General features: G+C 72.3%; 21 protein-coding genes and 1 tRNA gene. 15 read left to right on the top strand and 7 right to left on the bottom strand.

Going from position 1 to position 26,875, the window contains the following annotated elements; translation table 11 throughout:
- Positions 1 to 15 precede the first annotated feature (15 nt).
- From OHA30_RS09445 to aceE, 4 genes are all read right to left on the bottom strand, one after another.
- Complete coding sequence (locus OHA30_RS09445; protein WP_328913366.1) at positions 16 to 762, bottom strand: DUF4429 domain-containing protein; 747 nt, start codon at positions 760 to 762, stop codon at positions 16 to 18.
- Positions 763 to 772: 10 nt separating this feature from the next.
- Positions 773 to 1,150, bottom strand: coding sequence for an MmcQ/YjbR family DNA-binding protein (locus OHA30_RS09440; protein ID WP_328913365.1), 378 nt, complete (start codon positions 1,148 to 1,150; stop codon positions 773 to 775).
- A gap of 151 nt (positions 1,151 to 1,301) precedes the next feature.
- Complete coding sequence (locus OHA30_RS09435; RefSeq protein ID WP_328913364.1) at positions 1,302 to 2,495, bottom strand: alpha/beta hydrolase; 1,194 nt, start codon at positions 2,493 to 2,495, stop codon at positions 1,302 to 1,304.
- A gap of 520 nt (positions 2,496 to 3,015) precedes the next feature.
- Entirely contained in the window at positions 3,016 to 5,763 is a 2,748-nt protein-coding gene (gene aceE, locus OHA30_RS09430; RefSeq protein WP_328913363.1) for a pyruvate dehydrogenase (acetyl-transferring), homodimeric type, read from the bottom strand.
- 391 nt (positions 5,764 to 6,154) lie between these two features.
- Here aceE and OHA30_RS09425 point away from each other — a divergent pair, with 391 nt between their 5' ends.
- From OHA30_RS09425 to OHA30_RS09390, 8 genes are all read left to right on the top strand, one after another.
- Positions 6,155 to 6,595, top strand: a complete 441-nt coding sequence (locus OHA30_RS09425) for a DUF3052 domain-containing protein (protein ID WP_328913362.1) — start codon at positions 6,155 to 6,157, stop codon at positions 6,593 to 6,595.
- A 206-nt stretch (positions 6,596 to 6,801) separates the two neighbouring features.
- Positions 6,802 to 7,260, top strand: a complete 459-nt coding sequence (locus OHA30_RS09420) for a peroxiredoxin (RefSeq protein ID WP_328913361.1) — start codon at positions 6,802 to 6,804, stop codon at positions 7,258 to 7,260.
- A gap of 128 nt (positions 7,261 to 7,388) precedes the next feature.
- Entirely contained in the window at positions 7,389 to 7,964 is a 576-nt protein-coding gene (locus tag OHA30_RS09415) for a TerD family protein (RefSeq protein WP_328913360.1), read from the top strand.
- Positions 7,965 to 8,006: 42 nt separating this feature from the next.
- Positions 8,007 to 8,582 carry a TerD family protein gene (locus OHA30_RS09410; protein ID WP_328913359.1) on the top strand — a complete coding sequence of 192 codons (576 nt, stop codon included), beginning with the start codon at positions 8,007 to 8,009 and terminating at the stop codon, positions 8,580 to 8,582.
- A gap of 68 nt (positions 8,583 to 8,650) precedes the next feature.
- Entirely contained in the window at positions 8,651 to 9,817 is a 1,167-nt protein-coding gene (locus tag OHA30_RS09405) for a DUF475 domain-containing protein (protein WP_328913358.1), read from the top strand.
- 113 nt (positions 9,818 to 9,930) lie between these two features.
- Complete coding sequence (locus OHA30_RS09400; RefSeq protein WP_328913357.1) at positions 9,931 to 10,662, top strand: TerD family protein; 732 nt, start codon at positions 9,931 to 9,933, stop codon at positions 10,660 to 10,662.
- 788 nt (positions 10,663 to 11,450) lie between these two features.
- Positions 11,451 to 13,460 carry an ATP-binding protein gene (locus tag OHA30_RS09395; RefSeq protein ID WP_328913356.1) on the top strand — a complete coding sequence of 670 codons (2,010 nt, stop codon included), beginning with the start codon at positions 11,451 to 11,453 and terminating at the stop codon, positions 13,458 to 13,460.
- Positions 13,457 to 14,977, top strand: a complete 1,521-nt coding sequence (locus tag OHA30_RS09390) for an ABC transporter substrate-binding protein (protein WP_328913355.1) — start codon at positions 13,457 to 13,459, stop codon at positions 14,975 to 14,977. Before OHA30_RS09395 ends, OHA30_RS09390 begins: the two co-directional genes overlap by 4 nt.
- A gap of 194 nt (positions 14,978 to 15,171) precedes the next feature.
- Here OHA30_RS09390 and OHA30_RS09385 read toward each other — a convergent pair whose 3' ends face one another.
- A complete protein-coding gene (locus OHA30_RS09385; protein ID WP_328913354.1) occupies positions 15,172 to 16,035 on the bottom strand; it encodes a TerD family protein in 864 nt (287 codons plus the stop codon).
- Positions 16,036 to 16,319: 284 nt separating this feature from the next.
- Between OHA30_RS09385 and OHA30_RS09380 the strand changes: the two genes are divergently transcribed.
- The 3 genes from OHA30_RS09380 to OHA30_RS09370 all read left to right on the top strand — a co-directional run bounded on the left by OHA30_RS09380 (position 16,320) and on the right by OHA30_RS09370 (position 20,890).
- A complete protein-coding gene (locus tag OHA30_RS09380; RefSeq protein WP_328913353.1) occupies positions 16,320 to 17,492 on the top strand; it encodes an HpcH/HpaI aldolase/citrate lyase family protein in 1,173 nt (390 codons plus the stop codon).
- Between the two features lie 102 nt (positions 17,493 to 17,594).
- Positions 17,595 to 20,051, top strand: coding sequence for a phosphoribosyltransferase (locus tag OHA30_RS09375; protein WP_328913352.1), 2,457 nt, complete (start codon positions 17,595 to 17,597; stop codon positions 20,049 to 20,051).
- A gap of 17 nt (positions 20,052 to 20,068) precedes the next feature.
- Positions 20,069 to 20,890, top strand: coding sequence for an HAD family hydrolase (locus OHA30_RS09370; protein WP_405786127.1), 822 nt, complete (start codon positions 20,069 to 20,071; stop codon positions 20,888 to 20,890).
- 114 nt (positions 20,891 to 21,004) lie between these two features.
- On the opposite strand, the gene OHA30_RS09365 is transcribed toward OHA30_RS09370, so the two are convergent.
- Positions 21,005 to 21,637, bottom strand: coding sequence for a nucleoside/nucleotide kinase family protein (locus OHA30_RS09365; RefSeq protein WP_328913350.1), 633 nt, complete (start codon positions 21,635 to 21,637; stop codon positions 21,005 to 21,007).
- Between the two features lie 35 nt (positions 21,638 to 21,672).
- Here OHA30_RS09365 and OHA30_RS09360 point away from each other — a divergent pair, with 35 nt between their 5' ends.
- Entirely contained in the window at positions 21,673 to 22,332 is a 660-nt protein-coding gene (locus OHA30_RS09360; RefSeq protein WP_328913349.1) for an O-methyltransferase, read from the top strand.
- A gap of 693 nt (positions 22,333 to 23,025) precedes the next feature.
- Positions 23,026 to 23,247 (top strand): FmdB family zinc ribbon protein, encoded by a 222-nt coding sequence (locus OHA30_RS09355; RefSeq protein WP_328913348.1) that lies wholly within the window; start codon positions 23,026 to 23,028, stop codon positions 23,245 to 23,247.
- Between the two features lie 25 nt (positions 23,248 to 23,272).
- Here the strand turns inward: OHA30_RS09355 and OHA30_RS09350 are convergent, their stop codons facing one another.
- Positions 23,273 to 24,514 (bottom strand): hypothetical protein, encoded by a 1,242-nt coding sequence (locus OHA30_RS09350; protein ID WP_328913347.1) that lies wholly within the window; start codon positions 24,512 to 24,514, stop codon positions 23,273 to 23,275.
- A 140-nt stretch (positions 24,515 to 24,654) separates the two neighbouring features.
- Between OHA30_RS09350 and OHA30_RS09345 the strand changes: the two genes are divergently transcribed.
- Positions 24,655 to 24,726: transfer RNA gene (locus OHA30_RS09345), tRNA-Val, on the top strand.
- A gap of 1,273 nt (positions 24,727 to 25,999) precedes the next feature.
- The gene (locus OHA30_RS09340; RefSeq protein ID WP_328917794.1) at positions 26,000 to 26,761 is read left to right on the top strand and encodes a bestrophin-like domain; all 762 of its coding nucleotides are present in this window, start codon (positions 26,000 to 26,002) and stop codon (positions 26,759 to 26,761) included.
- The last annotated feature ends 114 nt before the right edge of the window (positions 26,762 to 26,875 follow it).

Here is a 26,875-nt window from a genome sequence, read left to right as displayed (position 1 = left end):
CCCCCGCCCCCCGCGCTACGGGCGGACGCGAACGGCGCGGATGGCGGACAGGACGGACGCCGCGAACGGCAGCGACTCGTGCACCGGCCCGTAGCCCAGGCCGAAGATCACCGCCGCCGGGTCCTGGTCCGCCGGCCCCGGCTCCTGCCCCGGCGCCCCACCGTTCAGCCCGCCTTCACGCCGCAGCAGCCGCAGGTGACCATGCAGCAGTTCGGGCGAGCGCCAGTCCACCCCGCTCAGCTCCTCCACCGGAAAGCTCTGGTCGCCCGCCTTCCACTTCGCCGTCGACGCGCCCGTCCAGAACCACCGGAAGCTCACCGTCCGCCCGTCGAAGAACGCCTTCGCGTCGTACGCCTTGAAGGAGCGCGGCCCGGCGGGCGCGGCCACCAGGAAGCGCCCGGGCGGCTCGGGATCGCGTTCGTCCGCGGGACCCAGGATCTCGCGCAGCTCGTCCCGGTAGAACTCCGCGAGCGTGCGGGACTGTTCGGGCAGCACCAGCCGGTACGGGTCCGCGGTCTCCTTGAGCTGCCCGCCGGCCGCCTCGATCAGCGGGTCGGCCCCCGGCCGGGGCACCGCGCGCAGTACGGCGGTGCCGCGCCGCCCGTCCTCCAGCTCGACGCTCTCCAGCGCGCTGTGCGGGATGTGCCGCTCGCCGAGCGCCTGGAGCAGCCGCGAGCCCCGTACGCCCCGCGCGTACCGGATCACCACTTCGTCGGGTTCGAACTCCCATACGGCGTTGTTTCCGGCCAGCACGTCACCCATGGGGCTCACCCTATTGCCGGGTCCGCCTCGGGGCCCCTTCGCCGCTGAGCGCGTCATCGAACGCCCGCACCGCGCGCTTGGGCGCCGTACGCCGCCACGCCTCGGTGATCAGCTCGCCCAGCTCCTCCCGGTCGACCCGCGCCAGGGCGACCCGGACCCAGCCGTAGCGGCCCACATAGGGCGCGGGCGAGAAGGTGTCGGGTTCGGCGGCCATCAGCTCGCGCTGCTCCTCCGGGGACGCCTTCAGCGAGACATGGACGCCCTCCGGCCTGCCCATGGCGAAGATCTTCTCGCCGACCCGGAAGGTGTGCTCGCTCCCCCAGGTGATCCGCTCGTGCGCCCCCGGGAGTGTCAGCGCCAGGCCCCCGAACTCCTCGAAAGTCACCATGGGCCCAGCGTAGGACCGCTCACCGACAACGGCCGTTCACGCGGGGCGCGGTGGGCCCGGAAGGCGGCCGTCGGGCCGGGCCGGGGCCAAGGAGGCGTCAGGACGGGCAGAGAAGGGCCCAGAAAGGGCCCACAGCGGCCCCACAGCCGCCTCAGCGCAGCCCGGCGGTGCAGGGATCCTCGTCCTGGCAGGCGACGGCCCCGTAGTCCCCCAGCGCGATTCGGGCGAAGTTGGCGAGGCTGGCCGTACCGGGGGCGAAGTAGCCCGCGTGCCCGCTGGCGCCCGCCGAACTGGTCACCCGGGCCCCGAAGGAGTCGGAGACCGGATCGGCGCCGTGCCCGAGACCCGCGAACTCCAGGTGCGGCACGTCGCTGATCCAGTCGTTGTCGTCCCTGGCCGCCCAGACATGCGCGCTGGTGTGCAGATCGGCGGCGTGCCGGGCGCGCATCCCGGGACTGCCGAAGACGGCGATGTCGGCGACCCGCCCGCGCGGCAGATCGGGCGCGGCCACCCCGCACAGTACCGACCCGTAGGAGTGGCAGAAGAGCGAGACCTCGGCGTGCCGGGGGAGCGAGGTGAGCAGCGCTTCGAGCCGTACGGCCCCGCGCGCGGCCAGGGTGCCGGTGGAGGCTTCCAGACCGATCCCGTTGGGCGTGGTGTAGTCGGCCCAGGCGATCACCGCGGTACGCGCCCGGGGCTCGTCGTGGCGCTCGGCCCCGTACAGCGCGCGGGCCATGCCGACCGGCGCGGTGTACGGCTTGGCGGGCCGCTCGAAGTTGAGGATGTCGGTGTCGACGCCCGGTACGACCAGGGAGATCCGGGTCGCGGTGTCCAGGTCGCCGAGGACCTCGGCGACCCGGCCGGTGCCGGTGGGGTCGAAGGCGAGGATCTGGCGGCCGTCGGCGAGCAGCGAGGTGTAGCGGCGGACGAGGTCGTCCGCGCCCCGGCGGCCGACCGGGGTGAGCTGGTCGCTGTGGGCCCGCGCGGTCTCGGCGGTGCGCTCCTGGGACATCGCCTTGCGGTTGGCCCGGTAACGCAGGTTCAGCGGAGCCCCGTTGAGATTGCCGACCACCAGCGGGTAGCGGTCGGCGAGCCGCAGCCGCTGGGCGCCGGTCAGCGAGGCGAAGAAACGGCTGATCGTGCCGGGCGCGGCCAGGGGGTCGGGGAGCTTGCGGGTGCCGATCGTGCCGGTCACCCAGGCGGCGATCGCCGCGGCCCGCGCGTCGGTGACATCCGGTGGCCGCACGGCCGTCCAGCCCGTCGTGGCCAGCATGACGAAGACGACCGCGAGGGCCAGCAGGGCACGGATGGAGGTGGGGCTCAGACGCGCGGAGTACAAAGTCACTCGCAGATGCCTCGCGATTTCGTGCCGGAATCAGCCGGACGGCAGGGGAACGCGCGTACCCGCCGGTTGACGGCCGTTCCTGCGTCCAGCGTAGAAGACGCGGACCGCCTCCCAGCACACAGCCGCCCCGCACACCTCCGCTGACGCCTCACACCCGCCCCCGGGACGCCCGGGGGAACGCCTGGGGGAACGCCCGGCCTTTACGCCCCCAGGACCGCCCGGCGTGCCGCCCACCCGCCGTCCCCGGGCCCGGAACCCCGGGCCCGGAACCCCGGGATACGTTCCGCGTGCCCCGAAAGGCCCACGCCCCGGCGTGCCGTTCGGCAGCCGCATGGCCTCCGGCTTGCGCCGCCCCCGGGTGCGGACACGTCTCTGCCCCGGGCAGGCCCCGGACGGTGGGGGCCGCGAACGGGGGTGCGGGCCGGAGCCCCCACGAAAAGCCCCGTACGCACACCGGCGCCGCTCGCCCAGAACGTCTGGGCGAGCGGCGCCGGTGTCACGTTCCAGCCGCGGGAGCGGGCTACGCGTCGCCGCCCGCCGCCCCCGGGTGCGCCGCGGCCACGTCGAGCAGCTGATAGCGGTCCACCGCCTGCTTGAGCACCGAGCGGTCGATCTTCCCGTCCCGGGCCAGCTCGGTCAGCACCGCCAGCACGATCGACTGCGCGTCGATGTGGAAGAACCGGCGGGCCGCCCCGCGCGTGTCGGCGAAACCGAAGCCGTCCGCGCCCAGGGAGGTGTACCGGCCCGGCACCCAGCGCGCGATCTGGTCGGGCACAGAACGCATCCAGTCCGACACCGCCACGAACGGCCCCTCGGCCCCGGAGAGCTTGCGCGTCACCCACGGCACGCGCTGCTCCTCCTCCGGGTGCAGCAGGTTGTGCTCCTCGACGGCGACGGCCTCGCGCCGCAGCTCGTTCCAGGAGGTCGCCGACCACACATCGGCCCGTACGTTCCAGTCCGCGGCCAGCAGGCGCTGCGCCTCGACCGCCCACGGCACCGCGACACCCGACGCCATGATCTGCGCCGGGGTCGAGCCGGCCGTCCCCGCGCTGATCCGGTGGACGCCCTTGAGGATGCCCTCGACATCGACGTCCGCGGGCTCGGCCGGGTGCTGGATCGGCTCGTTGTAGACCGTCAGGTAGTAGAAGACGTCCTCGCCGGGCCTGCCGTCCGCCGTCTCGCCGTACATCCGGCGCAGACCGTCCTGGACGATGTGCGCGATCTCGTACCCGTACGCCGGGTCGTAGGCCACACACGCCGGGTTGGTGGACGCCAGCAGCTGGGAGTGACCGTCGGCGTGCTGGAGACCTTCACCCGTGAGGGTGGTACGGCCGGCGGTCGCGCCGAGCACGAAGCCGCGCGAGAGCTGGTCGGCCATCTGCCAGAACTGGTCGCCCGTGCGCTGGAAACCGAACATCGAGTAGAAGACGTACACCGGGATCAGCGGCTCGCCGTGCGTGGCGTAGGCCGAACCCGCGGCGATCAGCGAGGCCGTGCAGCCCGCCTCGGAGATGCCGTCGTGCAGCATCTGCCCGGTCGGCGACTCCTTGTACGCGAGCAGCAGTTCGCGGTCGACGGACTCGTACTGCTGGCCCAGCGGGTTGTAGATCTTCGCGCTCGGGAAGAAGGCGTCCATGCCGAAGGTGCGGTACTCGTCGGGCGCGATCAGCACGAAGCGCTTGCCGATCTCCTTGTCCCGCATGAGGTCCTTGAGCACCCGGACGAAGGCCATGGTGGTGGCGATCGACTGCTGGCCCGAGCCCTTCTTCGCGGTCGCGTACGCCTTGTTGTCGGGCAGCGGCAGCGGCTTGGCGCGCACGATCCGGGTCGGTACGTAGCCACCGCAGGACTTGCGGTGGTCGTGCATGTACTGGATCTCCTCGGAGTCCCGGCCGGGGTGGTAGTACGGCGGGTAGCCCTCGTCGAGCCGCTGGTCGGTGATCGGCAGGTGCAGCCGGTCCCGGAAGCGCTTGAGGTCGTCGACCGTCAGCTTCTTCATCTGGTGGGTCGCGTTGCGGCCCTCGAAGTTCGGGCCGAGCGTCCAGCCCTTGATCGTCTGGGCCAGGATGACGGTCGGCTGGCCCCTGTGCTCCTTGGCCGCCGTGTACGCCGCGAAGATCTTGCGGTGGTCGTGGCCGCCGCGCCCGAGGTGCAGGATCTGCTCGTCGGTGAGGTTCTCGACCATCGAGCGCAGCCGCTGGTCGTCGCCGAAGAAGTGGTCACGGATGTACGCGCCCGTCTCGGTGGCGTACGTCTGGAACTGGCCGTCCGGTGTGATGTTCATCTTGTTGACCAGCACACCGTCGCGGTCCTGGGCCAGCAGCGGGTCCCAGGAGCGGTCCCAGACCAGCTTGATCACATTCCAGCCGGCGCCGCGGAACTGCGACTCCAGCTCCTGGATGATCTTGCCGTTGCCGCGCACCGGGCCGTCGAGCCGCTGGAGGTTGCAGTTGACCACGAAGGTCAGGTTGTCCAGGCCCTCGCGGGCGGCGATGGACAGCTGGCCCAGCGACTCGGGCTCGTCCATCTCGCCGTCGCCGAGGAAGGCCCAGACGTGCGACTTGGAGGTGTCGGCGATGCCGCGCGCCTCCATGTAGCGGTTCATCCGCGCCTGGTAGATCGCGCCCAGGGGGCCCAGGCCCATGGAGACGGTCGGGAACTCCCAGAAGTCCGGCATCGAGCGCGGGTGCGGGTAGCTGGACAGGCCCTCGGGCGCCTTCGACTTCTCCTGGCGGAAGCCGTCGAGCTGGGCCTCGGAGAGCCGGTCGAGCAGGAAGGCGCGGGCGTAGATGCCCGGGGAGGCGTGGCCCTGGAAGAAGACCTGGTCGCCGCCGAGGCCGTCGTCCTTGCCGCGGAAGAAGTGGTTGAAGCCCACGTCGTAGAGCGACGCGGAGGAGGCGAAGGTCGCGATGTGGCCGCCGACACCGATTCCGGGACGCTGCGCGCGGGAGACCATCACCGCGGCGTTCCACCGGGTGGCGTTGAGGATCTTGCGCTCGATCTCCTCGTTGCCGGGGAAGAAGGGCTCGTCCCTGGTCGCGATGGTGTTGACGTAGTCGGTGCTGCGCATCTCGGGCACCGCGACCCGCTTCTCGCGCGCGCGCTCGATGAGGCGGAGCATCAGGTAGCGGGCCCGCTCACGGCCGCGCTCGTCGATGGCCGCGTCGAGCGAGTCGAGCCATTCGGCCGTCTCCTCGGGATCGAAATCCGGGACCTGGCTCGGAAGGCCGCCAATGATGATCGGGTTGCGATCGTGTCCGGAAGCCACGCTGTTCCTTCGCTGATAGGTGGTGCTCTGCTGGGAGTACGCCGCTGGGTCGCGCCGCATCCATCGTGTACCGCGCCGTTCGAAACGTCATCTCTACTGAGCGGTAACCCTCAGCGGGCGGCCATCCGGGAACTCTACGCCCAGTCGGACGTACGACCGACGCGTGCCTCCAATCACGCACAACACCGGCAAACCGTCGTGATCTGCGTCACCATGGGGGGTACGGGTTGCGGGGAAGACGGTCGAATCGTCACTGTTTCGACCCTCTCGTACGCCGGGTACTTGCGCGATCCGCCGCGCCCGTGTGGACTACCGCCAATAACCCGCACTGTCGCGGGCACATACAGACTCAGACACCAGGACAGAAAGTCCCCATGACAGGAGGCAAAGCGTGAGCGCGACCGCGGACCACGCGGAGGAGCGGACCAACCCGGCGAGCCGGCTTGGTTTCGAGCCCGGACAGGTGGTCCAGGAGCTCGGGTACGACGAGGATTGCGACCAGGAGCTCCGCGAGGGTATCGAGGAGCTCACGGGCGAAGAGCTCGCCGATGAGGAGTACGACGACGTGCCCGACGCCGTCCTGCTGTGGTTCCGCGAGGACGACGGCGACCTCACCGACGCACTCGTCGACGCGACGTCGACGGTCGACCCCGGCGCCCCCATCTGGCTCATGACCCCGAAGACCGGGCGTGACGGCCATGTCGAGCCCAGCGAGATCGGCGAGGCGGCCCAGACCGCCGGACTGGCCCAGACCAGCAGCGTCAACGCCGCGAAGGATTGGACGGGCAGCCGGCTGGTCACGCCGAAGGCGGCGAAGGCCGGCAAGCGGTAGCGGGATACGGCAAGCGGTAACGCGGTACGGTGCCGCCGTAGTGGGTTGCGGCCCTCGGCCCGCCCGCGCCGCCGTCGTGGCTTGTCGCCCGGTTTCTCCCCCAGGGCTGCGCTCTGGGGGAGGAACCGCGCGCTCAGCCGGCCACCGGCCGGTGGCCGGCGGCGTGCGGCCGCAATGGCGGGACCGTCCAGCGTATGGAGCCGCGCATGCCGATCGACGCGGGCGAGCCCGCCCCCGACTTCCAGCTGTACGACCAGCACGGCAGGACCGTGCGGCTTGCGGACTCCCGGCACCGCAAGCATGTCGTGCTGCTCTTCTTCCCGTTCGCCTTCACCAGTGTGTGCACCGGTGAACTGCGCGCGGTCCAGGCCGAGTTGCCTGCCTTCCAGAACGACGACGTGCAGCTGCTCGCGGTCTCCTGCGACTCCATGCACGCCCTGCGGGTCTTCTCCGACGCCGAGGAGCTGGACTTCCCGCTGCTCTCCGACTTCTGGCCGCACGGAACCGCCTCACGGGCCTACGGAGTCTTCGCCGAGGACAAGGGCTGCGCCCTGCGCGGCACCTTCGTCATCGACAAGGAGGGCACGGTCCGCTGGACCGTCGTCAACGGTCTGCCGGACGCCCGTGACCTCCGTGAGTACGCAAAGGCGCTCCAAGCCCTGTAGCCGGGGGGAACCCCTCACTAAGCTCTGAACGTTGATCCGGTACAGCCGGTATACATCCGGAGCGCCCTGTACAGACAGTACGCACGGCACATACACACCACAACGAGTGGGAAACGGACGGAGGACTCGTGGGAGTCAGTCTCAGCAAGGGTGGCAATGTCTCGCTGACCAAGGAGGCACCCAATCTCACGGCGGTCGTCGTCGGCCTGGGATGGGACGCGCGTACGACCACGGGCAGCGACTTCGACCTGGACGCGAGCGCGCTGCTCACCAACGACCAGGGCAAGGTGCTGTCCGACCAGCACTTCGTGTTCTTCAACAACCTCAAGAGCCCGGACGGCTCGGTCGAGCACACCGGCGACAACCTCACCGGTTCGGGCGACGGCGACGACGAGGTGATCAACGTCAATCTGGCCGGGGTGCCGGCCGACGTCGCCAAGATCGTCTTCCCGGTCTCGATCTACGAGGCCGAGTCCCGCCAGCAGAGCTTCGGCCAGGTGCGCAACGCGTACATCCGCGTGCTCAACGCGGCCGACCAGCGCGAGCTGGCCCGCTACGACCTGACCGAGGACGCCTCCACCGAGACCGCGATGGTCTTCGGCGAGCTCTACCGGCACGGCGCGGAGTGGAAGTTCCGGGCCATCGGGCAGGGGTACGCCTCCGGGCTGCGCGGCATCGCGCAGGACTTCGGCGTCAACGTCTGACCCGTACGACCGTCCACCAACCGCGGGGAGGAAAGAACCACAATGGGTGTCACGCTCGCCAAGGGAGGCAATGTCTCCCTCTCCAAGGCCGCGCCGAATCTCACCAAGGTGCAGATCGGCCTGGGCTGGAGTGCCCGTTCGACCACCGGAGCCGACTTCGACCTGGACGCCAGCGCGCTGCTGTGCGCGAACGGCCGGGTGCTGGGGGACGAGTACTTCGTCTTCTACAACAATCTCAAGAGCCCGGAGGGCTCCGTCGAGCACACCGGTGACGAACTGGTCGGTGGCACCGGTGGTGACGACGAAACGATCCTGGTCGACCTCGCGGCCGTCCCGGAGCGGGTCGACAAGATCGTCTTTCCGGTCTCGATCTACGAGGCCGATTCCCGTGCGCAGACCTTCGGCCAGGTCAGCGGGGCCTATATCCGGGTGGTCAACCAGGCGGACGACGCCGAGCTGGCCCGTTACGACCTGACCGAGGACGCCTCGACCGAGACGGCGATGATCTTCGGTGAGCTCTACCGCTACGGCGGCGAATGGAAATTCCGGGCGGTGGGGCAGGGGTACGCCTCCGGGCTGCGGGGCATCGCGCTGGACTTCGGGGTCAACGTTTCGTAAAGTCGCGTACCGCGCGGAAGCCCCCGTGGTCGTAAAAAGGGCGTCACAAGGGATTGGGTGGGTAGCACGTGCTCCTCAGAACATTCGGCTGGTCGTTCGGCGTCACCGCCGCGGGCCTGGCCCTGGCCGGCGTCCTCTGGGGGGGAAAGGGACTCGCGATCGTCGCGATCCTGTCCATCCTTGAGATCTCGCTCTCCTTCGACAACGCCGTGATCAACGCCGGCATTCTGCGCAAGATGAACGCGTTCTGGCAGAAGATGTTCCTCACCGTGGGCGTGCTCATCGCCGTCTTCGGTATGCGGCTGGTCTTCCCGATCATCATCGTGGCGGTCACCGCGAAGCTCAGCCCGTACGAGGCGGTCAAGGTCGCGATCAACGACCACGACCGTTACGAGTCGCTGGTCACCGGGGCCCACCCGGCGATCGCCGCCTTCGGTGGCATGTTCCTGCTGATGATCTTCCTCGACTTCATCTTCGAGGAGCGGGAGATCACCTGGCTGTCCTGGCTGGAGAAGCCGCTGGCCAAGCTCGGCAAGCTGGACACGCTTTCCGTGGTGGTCGCGATGGTCGTCCTGGTCATCGCCGCCACCACGGTGGCCACGGGGGTGCCGCTGCACGGCGGCGGCCATATCGACAAGGCCGAGACCGTGCTGCTCGCGGGCGTCGGCGGTCTGATCACGTATCTCGTCGTCGGCGGCGTCTCGGGGTTCTTCGAGGAGCGGCTCGAAGACGATGACGAGGCCGATGGGGCCGACGGTGACGAGGCCGGCGGCGAGGGTGCGGCCGTCGAGAAGAAGAGCGGTCCGAGCAAGGGTCAGGTCGCCGGGCTCGCGGGCAAGGCCGCGTTCTTCATGTTCCTGTACCTGGAAGTGATCGACGCGTCCTTCTCCTTCGACGGTGTGGTCGGCGCCTTCGCGATCAGCAACGACATCTTCGAGATCGCGCTGGGTCTGGGCATCGGCGCGATGTACATCAGGTCGCTGACCGTCTTCCTGGTCCGCAAGGGCACGCTGGACGACTACGTCTACCTGGAGCACGGCGCCCACTACGCGATCGGCGCGCTGGCCGTCATTCTGCTGGTCACCATCAAGTACGACGTCAGTGAGATCATCACGGGCCTGGTCGGTGTTGTTCTGATCGCTGCTTCGTACTGGTCCTCGGTGGTACGCAACCGCCGGGACGGGGAAGGATCGAAGGAGTCGGACGACACGTCGGAGGCCGTGACCCGGGTCTGACCCGGTCACCCGCTTCAGCGCTGCCCTCGCCGTCCGGCGGGGGCAGCGTCGTGTCGGGCGCGAGGTGGTGTCCGTCCGGTGGACGGCGACAACAAGGGGAGGGTGACGAGCACATGTCCTGGTGGAAGTTCCTGCGGCCCAGCGGCGCCCAGCGGTTCGACGTGGCCAACACCCACATCGTGGAACTCACCAAGCGGCGGCCGGAGATCTCGCTGACCAAGCAGGGTGCCGCGGTCGGCAACATGCGGGTCAATCTGTCCTGGCAGATGCGGACGTCGGACACGGGTGGGTGGACGGCCGAGCGTGGCGGCTTCTTCAGCCGCCAGTTGGACGTGTTCAAGCCGCGGGTGGTGCAGGCGGCCGGGCCCGCCATGGTCAATGTCGACCTCGACCTGGCGTGCATGTACGAACTGGCCGACGGCTCCAAGGGTGTTGTGCAGCCGCTGGGCAAGCTCCACGGCGACCTGGACTCGCCGCCCTATGTCCAGATGAGCGGCGACGACCGGTTCGGCGGCACGTCGGGCGAGACGCTGTACATCAACTTCGACAAGCGCGACGAGTTCAAGCGGCTGCTGGTCTTCGTCTACATCTACGACGGCACGCCGGCGTTCGACCGCACGCACGCGAAGGTGGAGATCTTCCCCGGCTCGGGCCCGCGGATCGAGATCCCGCTCACCGAGCGGGAGCCGCAGGCGAGGTCGTGCGCGGTGGTGCTGATCGAGAACCGCAAGGGCGAGCTGATCGTGCGGCGCGAGGTCAAATACGTCTACGGCTTCCAGGCCGAACTGGACCGCCTCTACGGCTGGGGCCTCCAATGGGGCCGCGGCTACAAATCCAAGGTCTGACCTCCCGTCGGCCCGCCCCCCGATCCGCCGCCCACCGGGAAGTCCGGCGCGCTGCCCCGCCAGGGGACTCCCTCCGGCCGGTGCGCCGGTTCCCGCCGCCATGCCGGCGGAGCCGGATTACCCGCCGCAGGCGTGGCTTCGGCGGTCGCCGAGATTCACCGGCTGGCAGCCGCCGCGTGCTGCCCAGCCCCGGAGGCGCATCCCGCCGGGGCCCGGCCCACCGCCCCCGCGATGGCGGGGCCCTGGGGTACCTGCCGGACGCTGTCCGGCGGCCGCCGGAGGACCGGCCGTGCGTTCCGCCACCGCCCGGCGTTGATGGGCCGGGCGCCGCCCGCCCCCGGTTCGGCCTCCATCGGCGTGCCGCAGGCAGCCGCCCGCCGGGCCCGGTCCGCTCGCCGCAGGCGTGGCTCCGGCGGCGGCCGCCGCACCCCCCGCCGGGGGTGTTCTCCCGTCGGGCGGGCAGCGCCGACTCCCGTGTGGCGGGGCGCCCGGCGTGTCCTGCCGCCGCGCCCCACCCGCCCCGTGCCGGGGCCGCCGCGCCCGGCCTACCCGCCGTAGGCGTGGCTTCGGCGGTCGCCGTCGTATCCGCCCCCCCGCCGGAGGCGGGGTCCGTCGGCCGGGGGCCGGGGCAGACGCGGCGTGGGGTGCGGGGAGTGGGGCCGTCAGCGCCGGGGCGGTGACGGGATCGCACCGGTTGACCCAATTCGCTTGCGACGCAAGGGAATTGATGCACTCTTGGTAACCACTGATCCGTTGAGTGCTTACTGAGCGGCCCACGGGGGGACGACTTGCCGGACTGGCCTGGGCGGTCCATACGGGACCAAGCGATCAGGACGTACGCGGACCCGCACCTGATCCGGCAGCCGGGTCCGGTCGTATCGCTGCCCGCCCTACTGCTGCTCGGCGGCCGCGGCAGCGGCAAGACCTCGCTGCTGCGTCACCTGGAGCACTGGGGCCGCGCCGCCCCCCTGGCCGCGCTCGACCTGACGGCCATGGAGAAGGACGACAAGACCCTCTTCGACGTCCTCGCCGATCTCGCTTTCCAGTTACGGGCCCGCAAGGACGACGTCCCCCCACTGGGCTTCCCCTCCTTCAACGTGCTGCTGCTCGCCGCGGCCGCCGCCGTCAACACCCGTGACCGCGCCGCCGCCGTCGCCCAGATGCAGGCCCTGCTGCACGGCCTGGGCCGCCAGGAATACTCGTACGAGTCGCTGCAACCCCTGCTCGACGACGCCGCGGCCGTCACCGGAGGGCTGCTCCCCGGCTGGGCCACCCAGATCGTCCCGCTCATCCGCGGCACCCAGCGCATCCAGGCCAGGATCAGGATCAACCGCCGGGTCGCCCGCGCCTCCCGGGACGTCGGCGGACCCCGTGCGGGCGCCGACTTCCTCGTGGGCGTCAACCGCCTCTTCCACACCTACCCCGAGCAGCGCCAGGAGGCCGAACGCCTGCTGTTCGAAGCGTTCCTCGCCGACCTGCGGGCCGACTACGAGCACCGGGCCGGCCACGGCCGCCGTACGACGCACTGCCTGGTGCTGCTCGACAACGTCGACTGCGCGCTGGGCGAATCCTTCCTGCAGCTGCTGCTCGACGCCCGCAGCGGAGTGCCGGGCCGGCCCGGCCGTACCGATCCGCTGCTCGTCCTGACGGCCGCCCGCCGCCCGCCCGAGGCGCTGGTCCGCGAGGAGCGGCGGCTGACCGCCCCGGCGGACTACACCGCGAGCTGGGCCGAGGACGAGGGCCGGTTCACCCCGGTCTCCGTGGGACGGCTGCGCGTCGGCCTGCTGCGGGACCTCAGCCGCGCCGAGGTCGAGGGCCACGCCAAGCTCGTGCTCGCCGGGTTACCCGACGGCGCCCTGCGGCCCGACGCGGACAACTCCTCGTACTGGCTGGGCTGGAACGTGCACACCGCGACCCGCGGGCAGCCCGCCGCCACCGGGGCCGTACTGGACACGCTGACCCGTTTCCCGGCCGGGACGCCGTGGGACGAGCGGATGCAGCGCTGGCCCGCGCTGCCCGCAGCCTCGGACGCGCCGGCCGCCGAGCGGGAGGGCCGACCCACTACGGTCGCCGACGCCCTGCTCGACCTGCTGCTGGCCGACAGCGACGCCGGACTGCGTACGGTGCTGCCGCGGGCCGCCGCCGCCCGTACCCAGGGCCAGGCCGAGGCCGCGGCGCGGCTGTGGCGCAGTGTGCCGCCCGCGCTGCTGCGCAGGTTCGAGGACGGCGGGAAGGTCGTCTACCACCCGGCCGTACGGTTCCTGCTGCTGCGCAGGCTCGACGCGCGCGGCGGCGCGGACGGGCCCGGCTCCTGGGACGGCGCCCACACCGCGCTGCGGGACGCGGCCGCCGACGAGGACGAGGGCCGAACCGCCACCTACCACGACCTCGCGCTCGGGCGCCTGGACGCGGCGGTGGATTTCCTGCACGGGCGGTTCCACACCGTGCCCGCCGAGCGCTGGTGCGACGACCTCTCCCGTATCCAGCGCGCCCCGGCCCGCAGGCCCGGCGACCGCCCGGAGGCCGCGCGCGAGCGCTACATGCGGCTGGTCGGCACCCCGTCGGGCGACGAGGCCCGCCAGGCGATCACCCGGCTGCTGGCCGCCGGGTGGATCACCACGCACCCGCGGGCCGATCCGTACGCCGACTCCTACGAGGACCCGCTCGGCGACCCGTACGCGGAGCTGTACTCCTACATCGCCGACGAGTTCCGCACGCTGCGGCGGCTGACCCGGGCCGAGCCGGACCGCGACGTGTTCAAGGCCAAGGCCACGCTGTACGAAAGGAAGCCCTGGTGACCGACGGAACGGACGAGGCCCTGCCCGCCTTCCAGGTGCCGCGCCCGCCGCGCAGGCGCTGGCCGTGGATCGCGCTGGCGCTGGTGGTCGTCGCGGGCGCGGTGTTCGGCGGGGTGAAGCTGTTCGGCGCGGACGACCCGTGCGGGAGCGGGCGGCACCGGGCCGGGGCGCTCGACGAGTGCATCGGTGTGAGCGACGGCTCCTACGTTTTCGAGCCGTCGCTCGCGACCGTCATGGGCAAGATCCACGCCGAGAACCAGGCGGTCGAGAAGTCGGGCAAGAAGTGGGTCGACGTCGCCTATGTCGAGCCGATCACCACCGACCTCACCCAGGAGGCCGTCAAGTACGGCGTGCGGGAGGAGCTGGAGGGCGCGTATCTGGCGCAGTTGCAGCTCAACGACGCGCAGTTGGGCGGGCACGGCGACACCCCGCAGATCCGGCTGCTGGTGGCGAACATCGGGCTGCGCTCGGAGCAGTGGAAGCCGCTGACCGACCGGCTGATCGCGATGACGAAGGGCGAGCATCCGCTGGTCGCGGTGGCCGGCTTCGGGCAGAGCCGGGGCGGGACGCTGGACGCGGTGAACGCGCTGCGCGCGGCCAAGGTGCCGATGATGGGCGCGACGGTGACCGCGGACAATCTGGCCTCGGCGGCCCAGGTGGGCTTCTTCCGCGTCTCGGCGCCCAACTCCGACCAGGCGAGCGCGGCCGTGCGCTACCTCAGGCAGCAGCAGACGGCGCACCCCGGCTACCAGGTGCTGGTGGTCCGCGACCGCGCCGAGGACGACATCTACAACACCTCGCTGTACAAGGACTTCGAACGGTCCGCGGCCGCCCAGCACCTCACGGTGATCCGCGGCGACCGGGAGTACGTGTCGGGCGCCGACGGCGTCAGCAACGCCTTCTCCGCGGTGGCCGACCAGGTGTACGACATCAAGCCGGACGCGGTGTTCTTCGCCGGCCGGGGGATAGACCTGCGCAACTTCATCACGGCGATGGCGGTGCCCGAGCGGCGGTCCGAGACCACGGTGGTGACCGGGGACGACGGGATGGGGGTCTACTCGGCGGGGGACGAGGACAAGGCCGCGCGTGAGCGGTTCGTGACCAACTGGAAGAACAGCGGGGTGAACGCGCTGTACACCGGGCTCGGCCACCCCGAGCTGCCGGGGAAGGTCTATCCGGACGGCCATGACCCGTATCCGGGCTTCCGCGACCTGTACCAGCAGCACTTCGGCGGGGGCGAGGACGCGGGCGACGCGGAGTTCCAGGACGGTCAGGGCATCCTCGGGCACGACGCGGTGTGGACGCTCGGCGTGGCGATCCGCAACGCGGCGGGCGACGGCTCGGCGGTCGTGAACACCGGCAGCACGCTGAACGCGCTGGTGAGCGGGACCACGGTGGCGGGCGTCACCGGCCCGATCGAGCTGGGCTCGGACGGCAATCCCCAGGACAAGCCGATGGCCCTGGTCCACCTGGAGCCCGACGGCACATTCGCCTTCCAGGCAGTCATCCACCCCTGACGCCCCCCGCTCCCGCGGCCGGCGCCCGGCGGTCACCCCCGCGCGGGTTCGTCACGCCTGCGCGCGCGGCGCGCTCTCCCTGCGGCGAGTCCGCCCGCGTGGGCGGGTGGCAGGGCTCCGCGTGGGCCGTGCCGTCGCGCGATTGGTGCGGGCGCGTGCCGGGCGCGGGCGCGTTCTTACGTTGGGGGTGGTGGTCAGGGGGTGGGTTGGAATTGGGGGCCCTGTGGGGGGAGGGTGAAGCCCGAGGTGCTGTCGCCGGGGGCGGATGTCGCGGCCGCCGCGCCGACCGGCTGGGGGTAGCCGTAGGCGGGGAAGCTGCGCTGCGGCTGCTGATGAATCGGCGCCGGCGCCGGCTGGGGGTAGCCGTACGCGGGCTGCTGCGGCACGTGGCCGGGCGCGGGGGGCCCGAGCGGGTAGCCGTACGCGCTGGTCGGCTCGGGCTCGGCGGTGACCGGCCCCGAGGCGGGCGGCGCGGGCGGCGCCGGGGAAGTGGCCGGCGCGGCCTCCGGCTCACCGTCGTCCACCGCGATCCCGAACTCCGTGGCCAGCCCGACCAGCCCGGACGCGTACCCCTGCCCGAGCGCGCGGAACTTCCACCCCGCGCCCTTGCGGTACAGCTCACCGCAGATCAGCGCGGTCTCGTGCCCGGTGTCGGGGACGACGTCGAAGGAGACGACCGGCGCGGCGTGCTGCGGCCCGGCGGTGTCGTAGAGCACCAGCGACAGGCCCTCGACCTGGCGGAAGGGCCCGCCGTCGCAGGAGGCGGCCAGCACCACCCGGTCCACACCGGGGTCGAGCGCGGAAAGATCCACCTCGACCGTGTCGGTCAGCCCGTCCGGCACCCGCTTCTTGGGCAGATGGCGGGCCAGCCCCGAGGGATGGCGCGGCGCGTTGTAGAACACGAAGTCGGCGTCGGAGCGGACCCGCCCGTCGGGTCCGAGCAGCAGCACGGAGGCGTCCACGTCCGGGGCGCCGGGCCGCGGGCTCCAGCGCAGCACCGCCCGGATGCCCGAGGCGTCCAGGGGGATGTTCGAACCCTTCACCATCACGTGCGTCATAGCGGCCATCCTGCCCGTATCGCGGTCCGGCCCACAACGCCGTGCACCGGCCCGTTCGGCGCGGACCCGCACACCGTACGCGGCGCCGCGCGCACACCGCACGGATCCGGCCGCCGAGGCCGAATGGCCGCTGCTCCGTCCGCCGGAACGGTCCGACTTGTCGGCCATACGGTGGACCTGCACCGGTTACCTGTTTTTCACACGCGGAGGGAACCTCCGTCAGGGTCCCGCACGTACGATAATCGGCCAGATGTCTCCTGGATCGTCACCCTGAAAGGGGGGGTATGCGACACTTCGGTCACCTCACCGCTGACCTCAGAGGTGAACTCTTCCACCGTGAGCCACAACAGTTCACCGCTGATTCAGCTGCGCATACGCTCGCGGTCGCGCTCGGCGCCACGCTCTACAGCCCCGCCACCCGCCCGAACCTCGCCGACGATGTGCTCAAGCAAGCCGCCCGTGGTGTGGTGTCCATGGTTCTCTGCCTGGAGGACTCCATCGACGACCGGGACGTCGTCGCAGGTGAGGCCAATGTCGTCCGGCAGTTCGCCGATCTCGCCGCCCGGCCGGACGTCGCCGCCGCGCTCCCGCTGATCTTCATCAGGGTCCGCACCGCCGACCAGATCACCGATCTCGTGGCCCGGCTCGGCGACACCGTACGGCTGCTGTCCGGATTCGTACTGCCGAAATTCACCGAGGAGAGCGGGGTCCCCTTCCTCGAAGCGCTCAGCCGCGCCGAGGCCGTCTCGGGGCACCGGCTGTTCGCCATGCCCGTCCTGGAATCCCCGGAACTGCTCCACCTCGAAAGCCGGGTCGAGACGCTGTACGGCATCTCGCGCACGGTCGACAAGTACCGCGACCGGGTCCTCGCGCTGCGGCTCGGCGTCACCGACTTCTGCTCCTCCTACGGGCTGCGCCGGGCCCCCGCGATGACCGCGTACGACGTGCAGATCGTCGCCTCCGTCATCGCCGACGTGGTCAATGTGCTCGGCCGTGCGGACGGCAGCGGCTTCACCGTGACCGGGCCGGTCTGGGAGTACTTCCGGCACCACGAGCGCATGTTCAAACCGCAGCTGCGGCGCAGCCCCTTCACCGGCACCGCCGAGGATCTGCGCGACACCCTCATCGAGCACGACATGGACGGCCTGCTGCGCGAGATCGAACTCGACCGCGCCAACGGCCTCCAGGGCAAGACCTGCATCCACCCCAGCCATGTCCCGGTGGTCAACGCGCTCAGCGTCGTCACGCACGAGGAGTTCTGCGACGCCGCCGACATCCTGCACGAGGACCGCAGCGGCGGGGGCGTCCTGCGGTCGGCGTACACCAACAAGATGAACGAGGTGAAGCCGCACCGCGCCTGGGCCGAGCGCACCCTGCGCCGCGCCGAGGTCTTCGGGGTCGCCCGCGAGGAGATCAGCTTCGTGGAACTGCTCTCCGCGATCGTGCCGCAGTCCTGACCCCGACCAGCACCCGACCAGCACCCCGCCTGTTTTCCGCCCGCTCCGAGCTCCCGCCCCCGCCCCCGACTCCGACCCCGGAAGAACGGACACCCCACCCGTATGGCAACGAACGCGCCCTGGTCCGGCCAGTGGGTCGCCGACCGGCTCGGCATCGCCCTGCACGGCGAGGGCCTGCACGGCCTGCTCGGCCTCGCCCTGCGGCGCAACCCCAAGCGGGCGCATCTGCTCGTCTCCCACGTCCTGGGCAAGCACGTCCCCCAGGACCCGGAGACCGTCTACGGGCACGCGTACGCGCTCGGCGAGCGGGTGCGTGACCTGCTCGGCCCCGAGGAGGCGGCCCGGGCGGTCGTCGTCGGCTACGCCGAGACCGCGACCGGGCTCGGGCACGCGGTGGCCGACGGCGTGGGCGCGGCGCCCTACCTCCACTCGACCCGCCGCGAGGTCCCCGGGGTCACCCCCCGCGGCGGCTTCGAGGAGGAGCACAGCCACGCCACCGGCCATCTGCTGCTGCCGGAGGACCCCGCGCTGCTGGCGGGCGGGGGGCCGCTGGTCCTGGTCGACGACGAGTTCTCCACCGGCCGCACGATCCTCAACACCATCCGCGACCTGCACGGACGCTCCCCGCGCGGGCGCTATGTGGTGGTCTCCCTCACCGATGTGCGCGGGCCGGCCGACCGCGACCGGCTCACCGCCTTCGCGGCGGACCTCGGCGCCCGTATCGACGTGATCGCGCTGGCCACCGGCACGGTGTCGCTGCCGGACGGCGTGCTGGAACGCGGCCAGGCCCTGGTCGCGGCCCACACCCCGCCCGCCGCGGACACCCCCGCGAACACCCGGGCCGGGAAGGCCGAGCGGGTCGACCTGGAGTGGCCCGCGGGAGTCCCTGACGGCGGACGGCACGGCTTCTGGCCCGAGCACCGGGCCCGGCTGGAGGCCGCGCTGCCCGCGATGGGCGGACGGCTCGCCGCCGCGCTGCCGCCCGGCGCCCGCCGGGTGCTCGTCCTCGGCAACGAGGAGCTGATGTACGCGCCCCTGCGCCTGGCCCGGGCGCTGCGGACCGCGCTCCCGGACGCCGAGGTGCGCTACTCCACCACCACCCGCTCGCCCGTCCTGGCCGTGGACGACCCCGGGTACGCGATCCGTACCCGGCTCGTCTTCGCCGCCCACGACGCGCCGACCGACGACGGCTCGCGCGAGCGCTACGCGTACAACGTGGCCGGCGGCGGCTTCGACGCCGTCGTGTGCGTCGTGGACTCGGCGGGCGACACCGACGCCCTGCACGGCGCGGACGGGCTGCTCACGCGGCTCGCCGCGCACACGGACACGGTGGTGCTCGCCGTCGTGCCGTCGTACCGACCCGAGGGGAACACCCGCACCATGAGCGACACAGCGCCCCCGGCGGCCGGCCGGCTGCCCGAACCCCTGCGCGGCCCGGACTTCTCCTCCTACGCCGCCGAGGACGTCGGCTGGCTGCTCAAGGACATCTCCGACGTGGAGTTGGAGGCCCCGACCGAGGAGCGCGAGGAGGCCATCCAGAGCGGCGGCGCGCACTACGCCGAGTCGCTGCCCGTGGAGTACCAGCCGAGCGAGGAGTACCAGGAGCTGTTCCGGGCGGCGCTGGCCACCTCCGCCGGGCGGATCGCCCGCGCGGTCGGGGCCGTCACCGAACTCGTACTCGAAGAGCGCGGCCCCGACGCCGTGCTGGTCTCGCTGGCCAGGGCCGGCACCCCCGTCGGTGTGCTGATGCGCCGCTGGGCCCGCTACGCGCACGGCCTCGACCTGCCGCACTACGCCGTCTCCATCGTGCGCGGCCGCGGCATCGACCACAACGCGCTGCGCTGGCTCGCCGCCCACCACGACCCGGCCGACGCCGTGTTCGTGGACGGCTGGACCGGCAAGGGCGCCATCACCCGCGAACTCGCCGCCGCCGTAAGGGAGGTGGCCGACGGCCGGTTCAACCCGGACATCGCGGTGCTCGCCGACCCCGGCGGCTGTGTGTCGACCTACGGCACCCGCGACGACTTCCTGATCCCCTCTGCTTGCCTCAACTCCACGGTCTCCGGGCTGATTTCGCGTACAGTGCTGCGCGCCGGGCTGATCGGCCCGGACGACTTCCACGGCGCGAAGTTCTACCGCGACCTGGCCGGCGCCGATGTCTCCGCGCTGTTCCTCGACACGGTGTGCGCCGCCTTCGACACGGTCGCGGGCGGGGTCGCCGAGGACGTCAAGTCGCTGCGGTCGCAGGACCGTCGGCCGACCTGGGAGGGCTGGGCGGCCGTCGAGCGGATCAGTGAGGAGTACGGCATCAATGACGTGAATCTCGTCAAGCCCGGTGTCGGCGAGACCACCCGGGTGCTGCTGCGCCGTGTCCCGTGGAAGGTCCTCGCCCAGCGCGGTGCGGGCGCCGACCTGGACCACGTACGCCTGCTGGCCGCCCAGCGCGGGGTGCCGGTCGTGGAGGTCGACGGCCTGCCGTACTCCTGCGTCGGACTGATCCACCCCCGCTACACCCGTGGCGCGACCGGTGTGGACGGCCGGGCGGTGAGCGCCAAGTGACCCGCGAGACCGACCCGTTGGGGCTGCACGCCCGTACCCTCGTGGCCAGCGACCTGGACCGCACGCTGATCTACTCCAGCGCCGCCCTCGCGCTGACCATGACCGACGAGCGCGCCCCCCGGCTGCTGTGCGTCGAGGTCCACGAGGCCAAGCCGCTCTCCTTCATGACCGAGAACGCGAGCCGGCTGCTGGTCGAACTCGCCGACACCGTACGGTTCGTGCCCGTCACCACCCGCACCCGCAAGCAGTACCGCCGGATCAGCCTGCCGTGCCGCCAGCCGCGGTACGCGATCTGCGCCAACGGCGGGCATCTGCTGGTCGACGGCCGTACCGACCACGACTGGAACGCCGAGATGCGCCGCCGTCTCGACGACGGCTGCGCGCCGCTGGCCGAGGTCCGCGCGCACCTGGCGGCCACCGCCGACCCCGCGTGGCTGCGCAAGGAGCGCGTCGCCGAGGAGCTGTTCACCTACCTGGTCGTGGACCGGGAACGGCTGCCGGCCGGGTGGGTCAAGGAACTCGCGGTGTGGGCCGACGAGCGCGGCTGGACGGTCTCGCTCCAGGGCCGCAAGATCTACGCCGTGCCCAAGCCGCTGCGCAAGAGCGCCGCGCTGGCCGAGGTGGTCCGCCGTACCGGCGTCCAGCAGGTGCTGGCCGCGGGCGACTCGCTGCTCGACGCCGACCTGCTGATGGCCGCGGACGCGGGCTGGACGCCCGGCCACGGCGAACTCGCCGACACCGGCTGGACCGCGCCGCACGTCAGCGCGCTGGGCACGGCGGGCGTCGCGGCGGGCGAGGAGATACTGCGGCGCATGCTGGTCCGGGCGACGACCGCCTGAGCGGGGGCGTTCGCCGGGTCGCGCAGCCGGCCGGCCGCACGGTGTCCTCGATCGCCGGACGGGCTGATTTTCAGCGCGACCGGCGATCGAGGACGAACCGGCGGCAGGCCGGTGTCACGCCTGGCGGCCCGGGACGACGACGCGGGTGCAGTGCTCCCGGCCGCCCTCTATCCGGCGGGCGTTGGGCCGCTCGCTCGCCGCGATGAAGGCCAGCGCCTCGCTCTCCGTACGGCCGCCGCGCACATGCCGGCGCAGCAGCCGCCGCTCCCGCAGCCGGCGCGGCGCGTCGACGTACCACAGCTCGTCCAGCAGATCGCGGACGTCCACCCAGCCGGGGCCGTCGTCGGCCAGGTAGTTGCCCTCGGTCACCACCAGCCGGGCGTCCGGCGGGACGACCAGGCCGGCCGCGACCGGTTCGTCCAGCTGCCGGTCGAAGTCGGGCGCGTAGACCGGGCGTTGCCGTTCGGCGCGCAGCCGCCGCAGGAGCTGGACATAGCCGTCCACGTCGAAGGTCTCCGGCGCGCCCTTGCGGCCGCGCAGCTCCAGCCGGTCCAACTGCGCGTTGGACAGGTGGAAGCCGTCCATCGGCACATAGGCGGCGGTGTCCGGGCCGAGCCGGTCGTTGACCCCGGCGACCAGCCGCCGGGCGAGCGTCGACTTGCCCGCGGCGGGCGCGCCCACCAGCCCCAGCAGGGCCCTCCGGCCTGGAATGCTGGGCGCCAAGGCCACCGCGTCGTCGACGAGCACCTCGTCACCCTACGTCTCCACCCCGGGAGAAGTCCTTGTCCGAGAGCAAGAACCCCCAGCTCACGCCCGAGCTGTACGCATACGTCCTCGCGCACAACCCGCCGCTGGACCCCGTACAGCGCGAACTGGTCGAGACCACCCACCATCGGCTCGCGGACGTGGCCGGGCTCCAGACCGCCGAGGAGCAGGGGCCGCTGCTGGCCTTCCTGGTCCGGCTGACCGGGGCCCGGCAGATCGTGGAGGTCGGTACGTTCACCGGTTACTCCACCCTGTCCATGGCCCAGGCGCTGCCCGCCGACGGCAGGATCATCGCCTGTGACATCTCCGAGGAGTGGACCGCCGTCGGCCGTGAGGCGTGGGCGAAGGCGGGGGTGGCCGACCTGATCGACCTGCGGATCGCCCCCGCGATCGAGACGCTGCGGGCGCTGCCCGACGGCGAGTGGATCGACCTGGTCTTCCTCGACGCGGACAAGGGGTCGTACGTCGACTACTGGGAGGAGCTGGTGCCGCGGCTGCGCCCCGGCGGGCTGCTGGTCGTGGACAACACCCTCTTCCACGGCGAGGTCACCGACCCGGCGGCGACCGGTGACGCGCCCGCGATCCGCGCGTTCAACGAGCGGGTGCGGGCCGACGAGCGGGTGGACGACGTGCTCCTCACCGTCGCCGACGGCCTCACCCTGGCCAGAAAGCGCTGACCGCCTCCGTCGCGGAAGCGCTGACCGCCTCCGGCGCGGAAGCAGCGCCGCGGCCCGCGCCCGGCGCCTCTGCATTGCGGGCGGCCTGCCCGGGGTGACGTGGCCAGTACGGGTTGTCGTGCGGCCGACCCGCCGGTCACCTGCTGGCGAAGGGCCGCAGGCCGAGGATGCCGAGCGCCAGGAGTACCGGGCCCGTCGGCCCCCGCGCCGAAGTGGCCCGGCCGAACCGGTCGGTCTCCGGTCCGGGCTCGGACCGGCCGCCGGGCGGCCGGGTCGCCTTGAGGGCGGTCCGTCCGGGGTGACGGGGCCGGTACGGGTGGCCGACCCGCCGGTCACCCTGCTGGCGAAGGGCCGCAGGGTGACCGGCGACGCCGAGGGCCAGGAGGAGTACCGGGCCCGTCGGTCCCCGCGCCGAAGTGGTGAGCCTGGCCGGGTCCGCCCGGCCCTGCGCCCAAGTGGCCCGGCCGAGGCGGTCGGTCTCCGGTGCGGGCCGGGCCCGGCAGCCTTGAGGGCGGCCTGCCCGGGGTGGCGGGGCCGGTGCGGGTTGTTGTGCGGCGATCCGCTGATTCCCGTGCCGACGGGGTGGCTGTCGGGCCCGCGTCGACGTGGCCCGGCCGAGGGGGTCGACGGCGGGCGGTGGTGGACGCGAGGGGTTCGCGGGCTGTGGGCGGGCGGCACCGCTACGCTGGGGCCATGCCCCGTTACGAGTACCGCTGCAAGGCGTGCGGCACGACCTTCGAGCTGCGCCGCCCGATGTCCCAGTCCGGCGCCCCGGCGCCATGCCCCAAGGGCCACGCAGACACCGTGAAGCTGCTCTCGACCGTCTCGGTGGGCGGCGGCGCCTCCTCCGCGGCGGCCCCCGCCCCCGCGGGCGGCGGAGGCGGCGGATGCTGCGGCGGCGGTTGCTGCAGCTGAGGACGTGACCGGAAGCGGCCGGGCCTCAGCGCCCCGCCGCGCGGTCCTCACGGATGTTGGACACGACCCGGTTCGCGGTGTCCCGCACGGCCGCGGTCTCGGTGAGGAACGCCCAGTAGTCCGGGTGCCGCCCCTCCAGCGCGGCCAGCGCGCGGTCCAGCCGGGCCACCGCCTCGTCCAGCGGGCGGGCGTGCCGCGGCTCCGGTGTCGCACGCCCCTGCATCGCCAGCCGCTGCGCGTCCCGGATCACGAACCGGGTCTTCTCGACCTCGGCCTTCGGGTCCTTGCTGACCTCGTTCAGCCGCCGCAGCCGGTCACCGGCCGCGCTCACGGCGCCGTCCACGTCGTCCATCAGCACGCGCACGGTCGCCAGCCGGGCCGTCGCGTCCGCCCACCGCTGCTCGGCCCTGGCCTTGCGCGCCTCGGCCAGCGCGTCCTCCGCCTGCCGTACGGCCTTGGCGGCCTGCTCCGGCACCGGCTGGAGATCCTGCCAGCAGGCCAACGAGAACCGCCGGCGCAGCTCGCTGAGCACCGGCTGCACCCCTTCGGCCCGGGTGCCCAGGGCCTGGACCCGGGTACGCAGCGACACCAGCCGCTTGTCGATCTCCCGCGCCTGGTCGGGCAGCCGCTCGGCCTCGGCGCGTATCGCCTCCGCGCGGCGCCGCAGGTCGTCGGCGCGCTGGACGGTCTCCTGCACGCCGTGCTTGCTCGCGCCCTCGTTCAGCTTGGTCAGCTCGGGCCCGAGGGCGGCCAGCCGGGCCGCCAGGTCGTCGGCCCGCAGCCCGGCCGCGCGGACGGCGTCCAGCGCGTTGCTCGCCGCGAGCAGCGTCTGCTTGGCCTGCTCCCGCGCGGGCGCCAGCCGGGCGAGCTGTGTCTCGGCCTTGCCCAGCAGCGGGCCCAGGCTCGACGAGAAACGGTCGAGCTCCGCCCTGGCCTTCTCCAGCTCGTCCTTGGCCTTGGTCAGCTCGGTACGGGCGCGGCCGGCCGCCCCGGCGTCCAGCTCGTCCCGGTCCAGGTCGTGCGCGTCCACGGTCGCGATGTACGCCCCGCTGACCTGGTCGATCCGCTCGCCCAGGGCCCGGAAACCGGCCAGCGCGCGGCGGGCCTCGGCGGTGTCGTCCACGGCGGAGATCGTCTCTATCGCGATCTCCAGCTCGCGCTGGGCCGTGTCCAGCTCGTAGAACGCCTGTGCGGCCGCGTCCTTCGCCGCCTGGGCCTCCGCACGCAGATTGTCGCCGCGCCGCCACCACGAGCGTGCCGTCGTCAAGTGACTCTCCCCGTCCCAGCCGTCAAACACCGTTCGGTCCATCCTCCCACCCGGCCGCTCGGAACACACGGCCCGGTCGCTTTCGAGGCGGTTGCGGGCGCGGGGCCGCGGCAGGGTAATCTGTGACGTCGCAACCTCTGGGGCGTGTAGCTCAGTGGTAGAGCGCCGCCCTTACAAGGCGGATGTCGGCGGTTCGAAACCGTCCACGCCCACGACCGGCCCGTCGCCCTCCCGGCGACGGGCCGCCGCGTTTTCCGGGCCCGTACCGCTTTGTCCGGTCGTCCGGCGCCGGGGCTGCTCGGGGTATTAATCGCACAAGAAGTCGATGGTTTGACATACGAATGACCCCTTCGGGGGAACGTGACGACGGGCCCGGGCGGGTCCCGCGCGGCATCCTGACGATGAGCGGATGAGCACTCCATGGGGGAAGCGCGCCCGTTTACGGGCGGCGCTGTCCGTTCTGTTCGTCACGGCGACGGCGACACTCTGCTGGGGCCTCGGCCCCCCGGCCTCGGCCTCGCCCAGACATCCACCCTGCCCACGCCACCACTGCACGGCGGCCACGACCCCGCCACCGTCCGTGGACCCGCCACCGACCCCAGTCCCGTCGCCGTCCCCGTCCCTGTCTTCGCCCCCGTCCCCGGCCCCATCGCCGTCCCCGTCCTCGACCCCGTCCCTGGCCCCGGCCGCGCCTCCGTCCCCATCGCCGTCCGGGTCCCCGTCCTTGTCCCCTTCCCCGTCCCGGCCGTTCACCCCGACGCCCGCCCTGTCCCCACACCCCGGTCGTACGGCCGGCGGGCCCGCCTGGTCCGCGCCCGCGCCCATCACCGGCCCCGGACACAGACCTGGGCACGGCCCGGGACACGGCCCCGGACATGGCCCGGGACATGGACCCGGGAACGGCCCGGGACACGGACCCGGGCACGGGGACCAGTGGTGGTACGGCGACGGAGACCACTGCGGACGGTGGGTCTGGTCCTGGGGCTGGTCCTGGATCTGGCATCACCCGCACCCGTGCCCGACGCCCACACCCACACCCACGCCCACCCCTACTCCTACGCCCACCCCGACCCCGACCCCGACACCCACCCCGACCCCTACTCCTACGCCCACCCCGACCCCCACACCCACACCGCCGAAGCCCACGCCCGCGCCGACCACCACACCGCCGCCCGTGATCGCACCGGCGGCCCCCGCACCGCCGCCGCCCCCGGCCCCCCGGCCGGCACCCGTACCCACGGCGGCGCCCACCCCTGTCCCCACCACACCCGCTCCGAGCGCGCGGCCCGCGCCGCCGCCGGCGCCCGCCGCCGTGCACTGGCCCAAGCGGCCGCCCACGGCCGGCCCCACGGTCCCGCACAGGTCGAGGCCGCTCACGAGCACGATGCTGCTCACCACCGTGCCCGCCCTGCTCGCCGTAGCGGTGCTGCGGCCGGGCTCGGGCAGCTACCGCAGGAACAACTGACACACAAGGGGGAGTTCGGTATGTCGCAATGGCTCGCACTGGTCATCGCCATGGTCGCGGTGTGCGCGGTGGTGCTCGGCGTCGTCGTGCTGAGGCAGCGCAAGATCGCCGAGGACGACGACCCGTCGGAAACACCGGATGTCATCGAGTACATGGTCATGATGATCGGCGTGGTCTACGCGATCGTGCTCGGTCTGGCGATCGCCGGCGTCTGGGAGGGCCTGGGCGGCGCGCAGGCGGACACGCTCGCCGAGGCCCAGGCGCTGCACGAGGTGAAGTCCCGGGTGCAGGTGTACCCGGCGGACGTCCGCGACAAGATCCGCGCGGACGTCGACACATACGCGGCCTACGTGGCCGACAAGGAATGGCCGTACATGCGGGACCACGGCGATCTGTCGCCGAAGGGCACCGCGCTGCTCGACCAGGTACGCACCGACGTCACACAGTTCGACCCGAAGAGCGACCTCGCCGCGCAGGCGTACCAGCCGGTGGTGGACGAGGTCGCGGCCGCCGATGAGGCCCGTGCCTCGCGCGGCCAGAACGCGGGGGCGACGATGCCCGGCATCGTGTGGTTCGGCCTGATCACCGGCGCGCTGGTGACGGTCGGGCTGATCTTCACCCTACAGATCCGGCATTCGGCCAGGGAACTGCTGCTGGCCGGGCTGTTCAGCGCGCTGATCGCCTTCCTGCTGTTCCTGATCTGGGATCTGGACGCGCCCTTCGGCAGCGGCCTGGCCGTGTCGGCGGACGTCTTCCGTGACCTGGTGCTCAACAACGGCTGAGCACAACGGCTGGGCACGACGTCTGAGCACAACGGCTGAGTACGACGTCTGAGCACAGCGCGCGACATGAAGCGGCTCCCCACCCGCCCGGGTGGGGAGCCGCTTCGGTGCGCG

This window comes from Streptomyces sp. NBC_00223, from assembly GCF_036199905.1.
Classification (GTDB): domain Bacteria; phylum Actinomycetota; class Actinomycetes; order Streptomycetales; family Streptomycetaceae; genus Actinacidiphila.
The sequence above is the reverse complement of the archived record's forward strand: the minus strand, read 5'-3'. Positions and strand labels throughout refer to the sequence as shown.

Excerpts from the sequence above, each read along its gene's own strand:
- OHA30_RS09445 (WP_328913366.1), bottom strand. The coding sequence starts at position 762 with ATGGGTGACGTGCTGGCCGGAAACAACGCCGTATGGGAGTTCGAACCC.
- OHA30_RS09440 (WP_328913365.1), bottom strand. The coding sequence starts at position 1,150 with ATGGTGACTTTCGAGGAGTTCGGGGGCCTGGCGCTGACACTCCCGGGG.
- OHA30_RS09420 (WP_328913361.1), top strand. The coding sequence starts at position 6,802 with ATGCCGATCGACGCGGGCGAGCCCGCCCCCGACTTCCAGCTGTACGAC.
- OHA30_RS09410 (WP_328913359.1), top strand. The coding sequence starts at position 8,007 with ATGGGTGTCACGCTCGCCAAGGGAGGCAATGTCTCCCTCTCCAAGGCC.
- OHA30_RS09400 (WP_328913357.1), top strand. The coding sequence starts at position 9,931 with ATGTCCTGGTGGAAGTTCCTGCGGCCCAGCGGCGCCCAGCGGTTCGAC.
- OHA30_RS09385 (WP_328913354.1), bottom strand. The coding sequence starts at position 16,035 with ATGACGCACGTGATGGTGAAGGGTTCGAACATCCCCCTGGACGCCTCG.
- OHA30_RS09380 (WP_328913353.1), top strand. The coding sequence starts at position 16,320 with ATGCGACACTTCGGTCACCTCACCGCTGACCTCAGAGGTGAACTCTTC.
- OHA30_RS09375 (WP_328913352.1), top strand. The coding sequence starts at position 17,595 with ATGGCAACGAACGCGCCCTGGTCCGGCCAGTGGGTCGCCGACCGGCTC.
- OHA30_RS09355 (WP_328913348.1), top strand. The coding sequence starts at position 23,026 with ATGCCCCGTTACGAGTACCGCTGCAAGGCGTGCGGCACGACCTTCGAG.
- OHA30_RS09340 (WP_328917794.1), top strand. The coding sequence starts at position 26,000 with ATGTCGCAATGGCTCGCACTGGTCATCGCCATGGTCGCGGTGTGCGCG.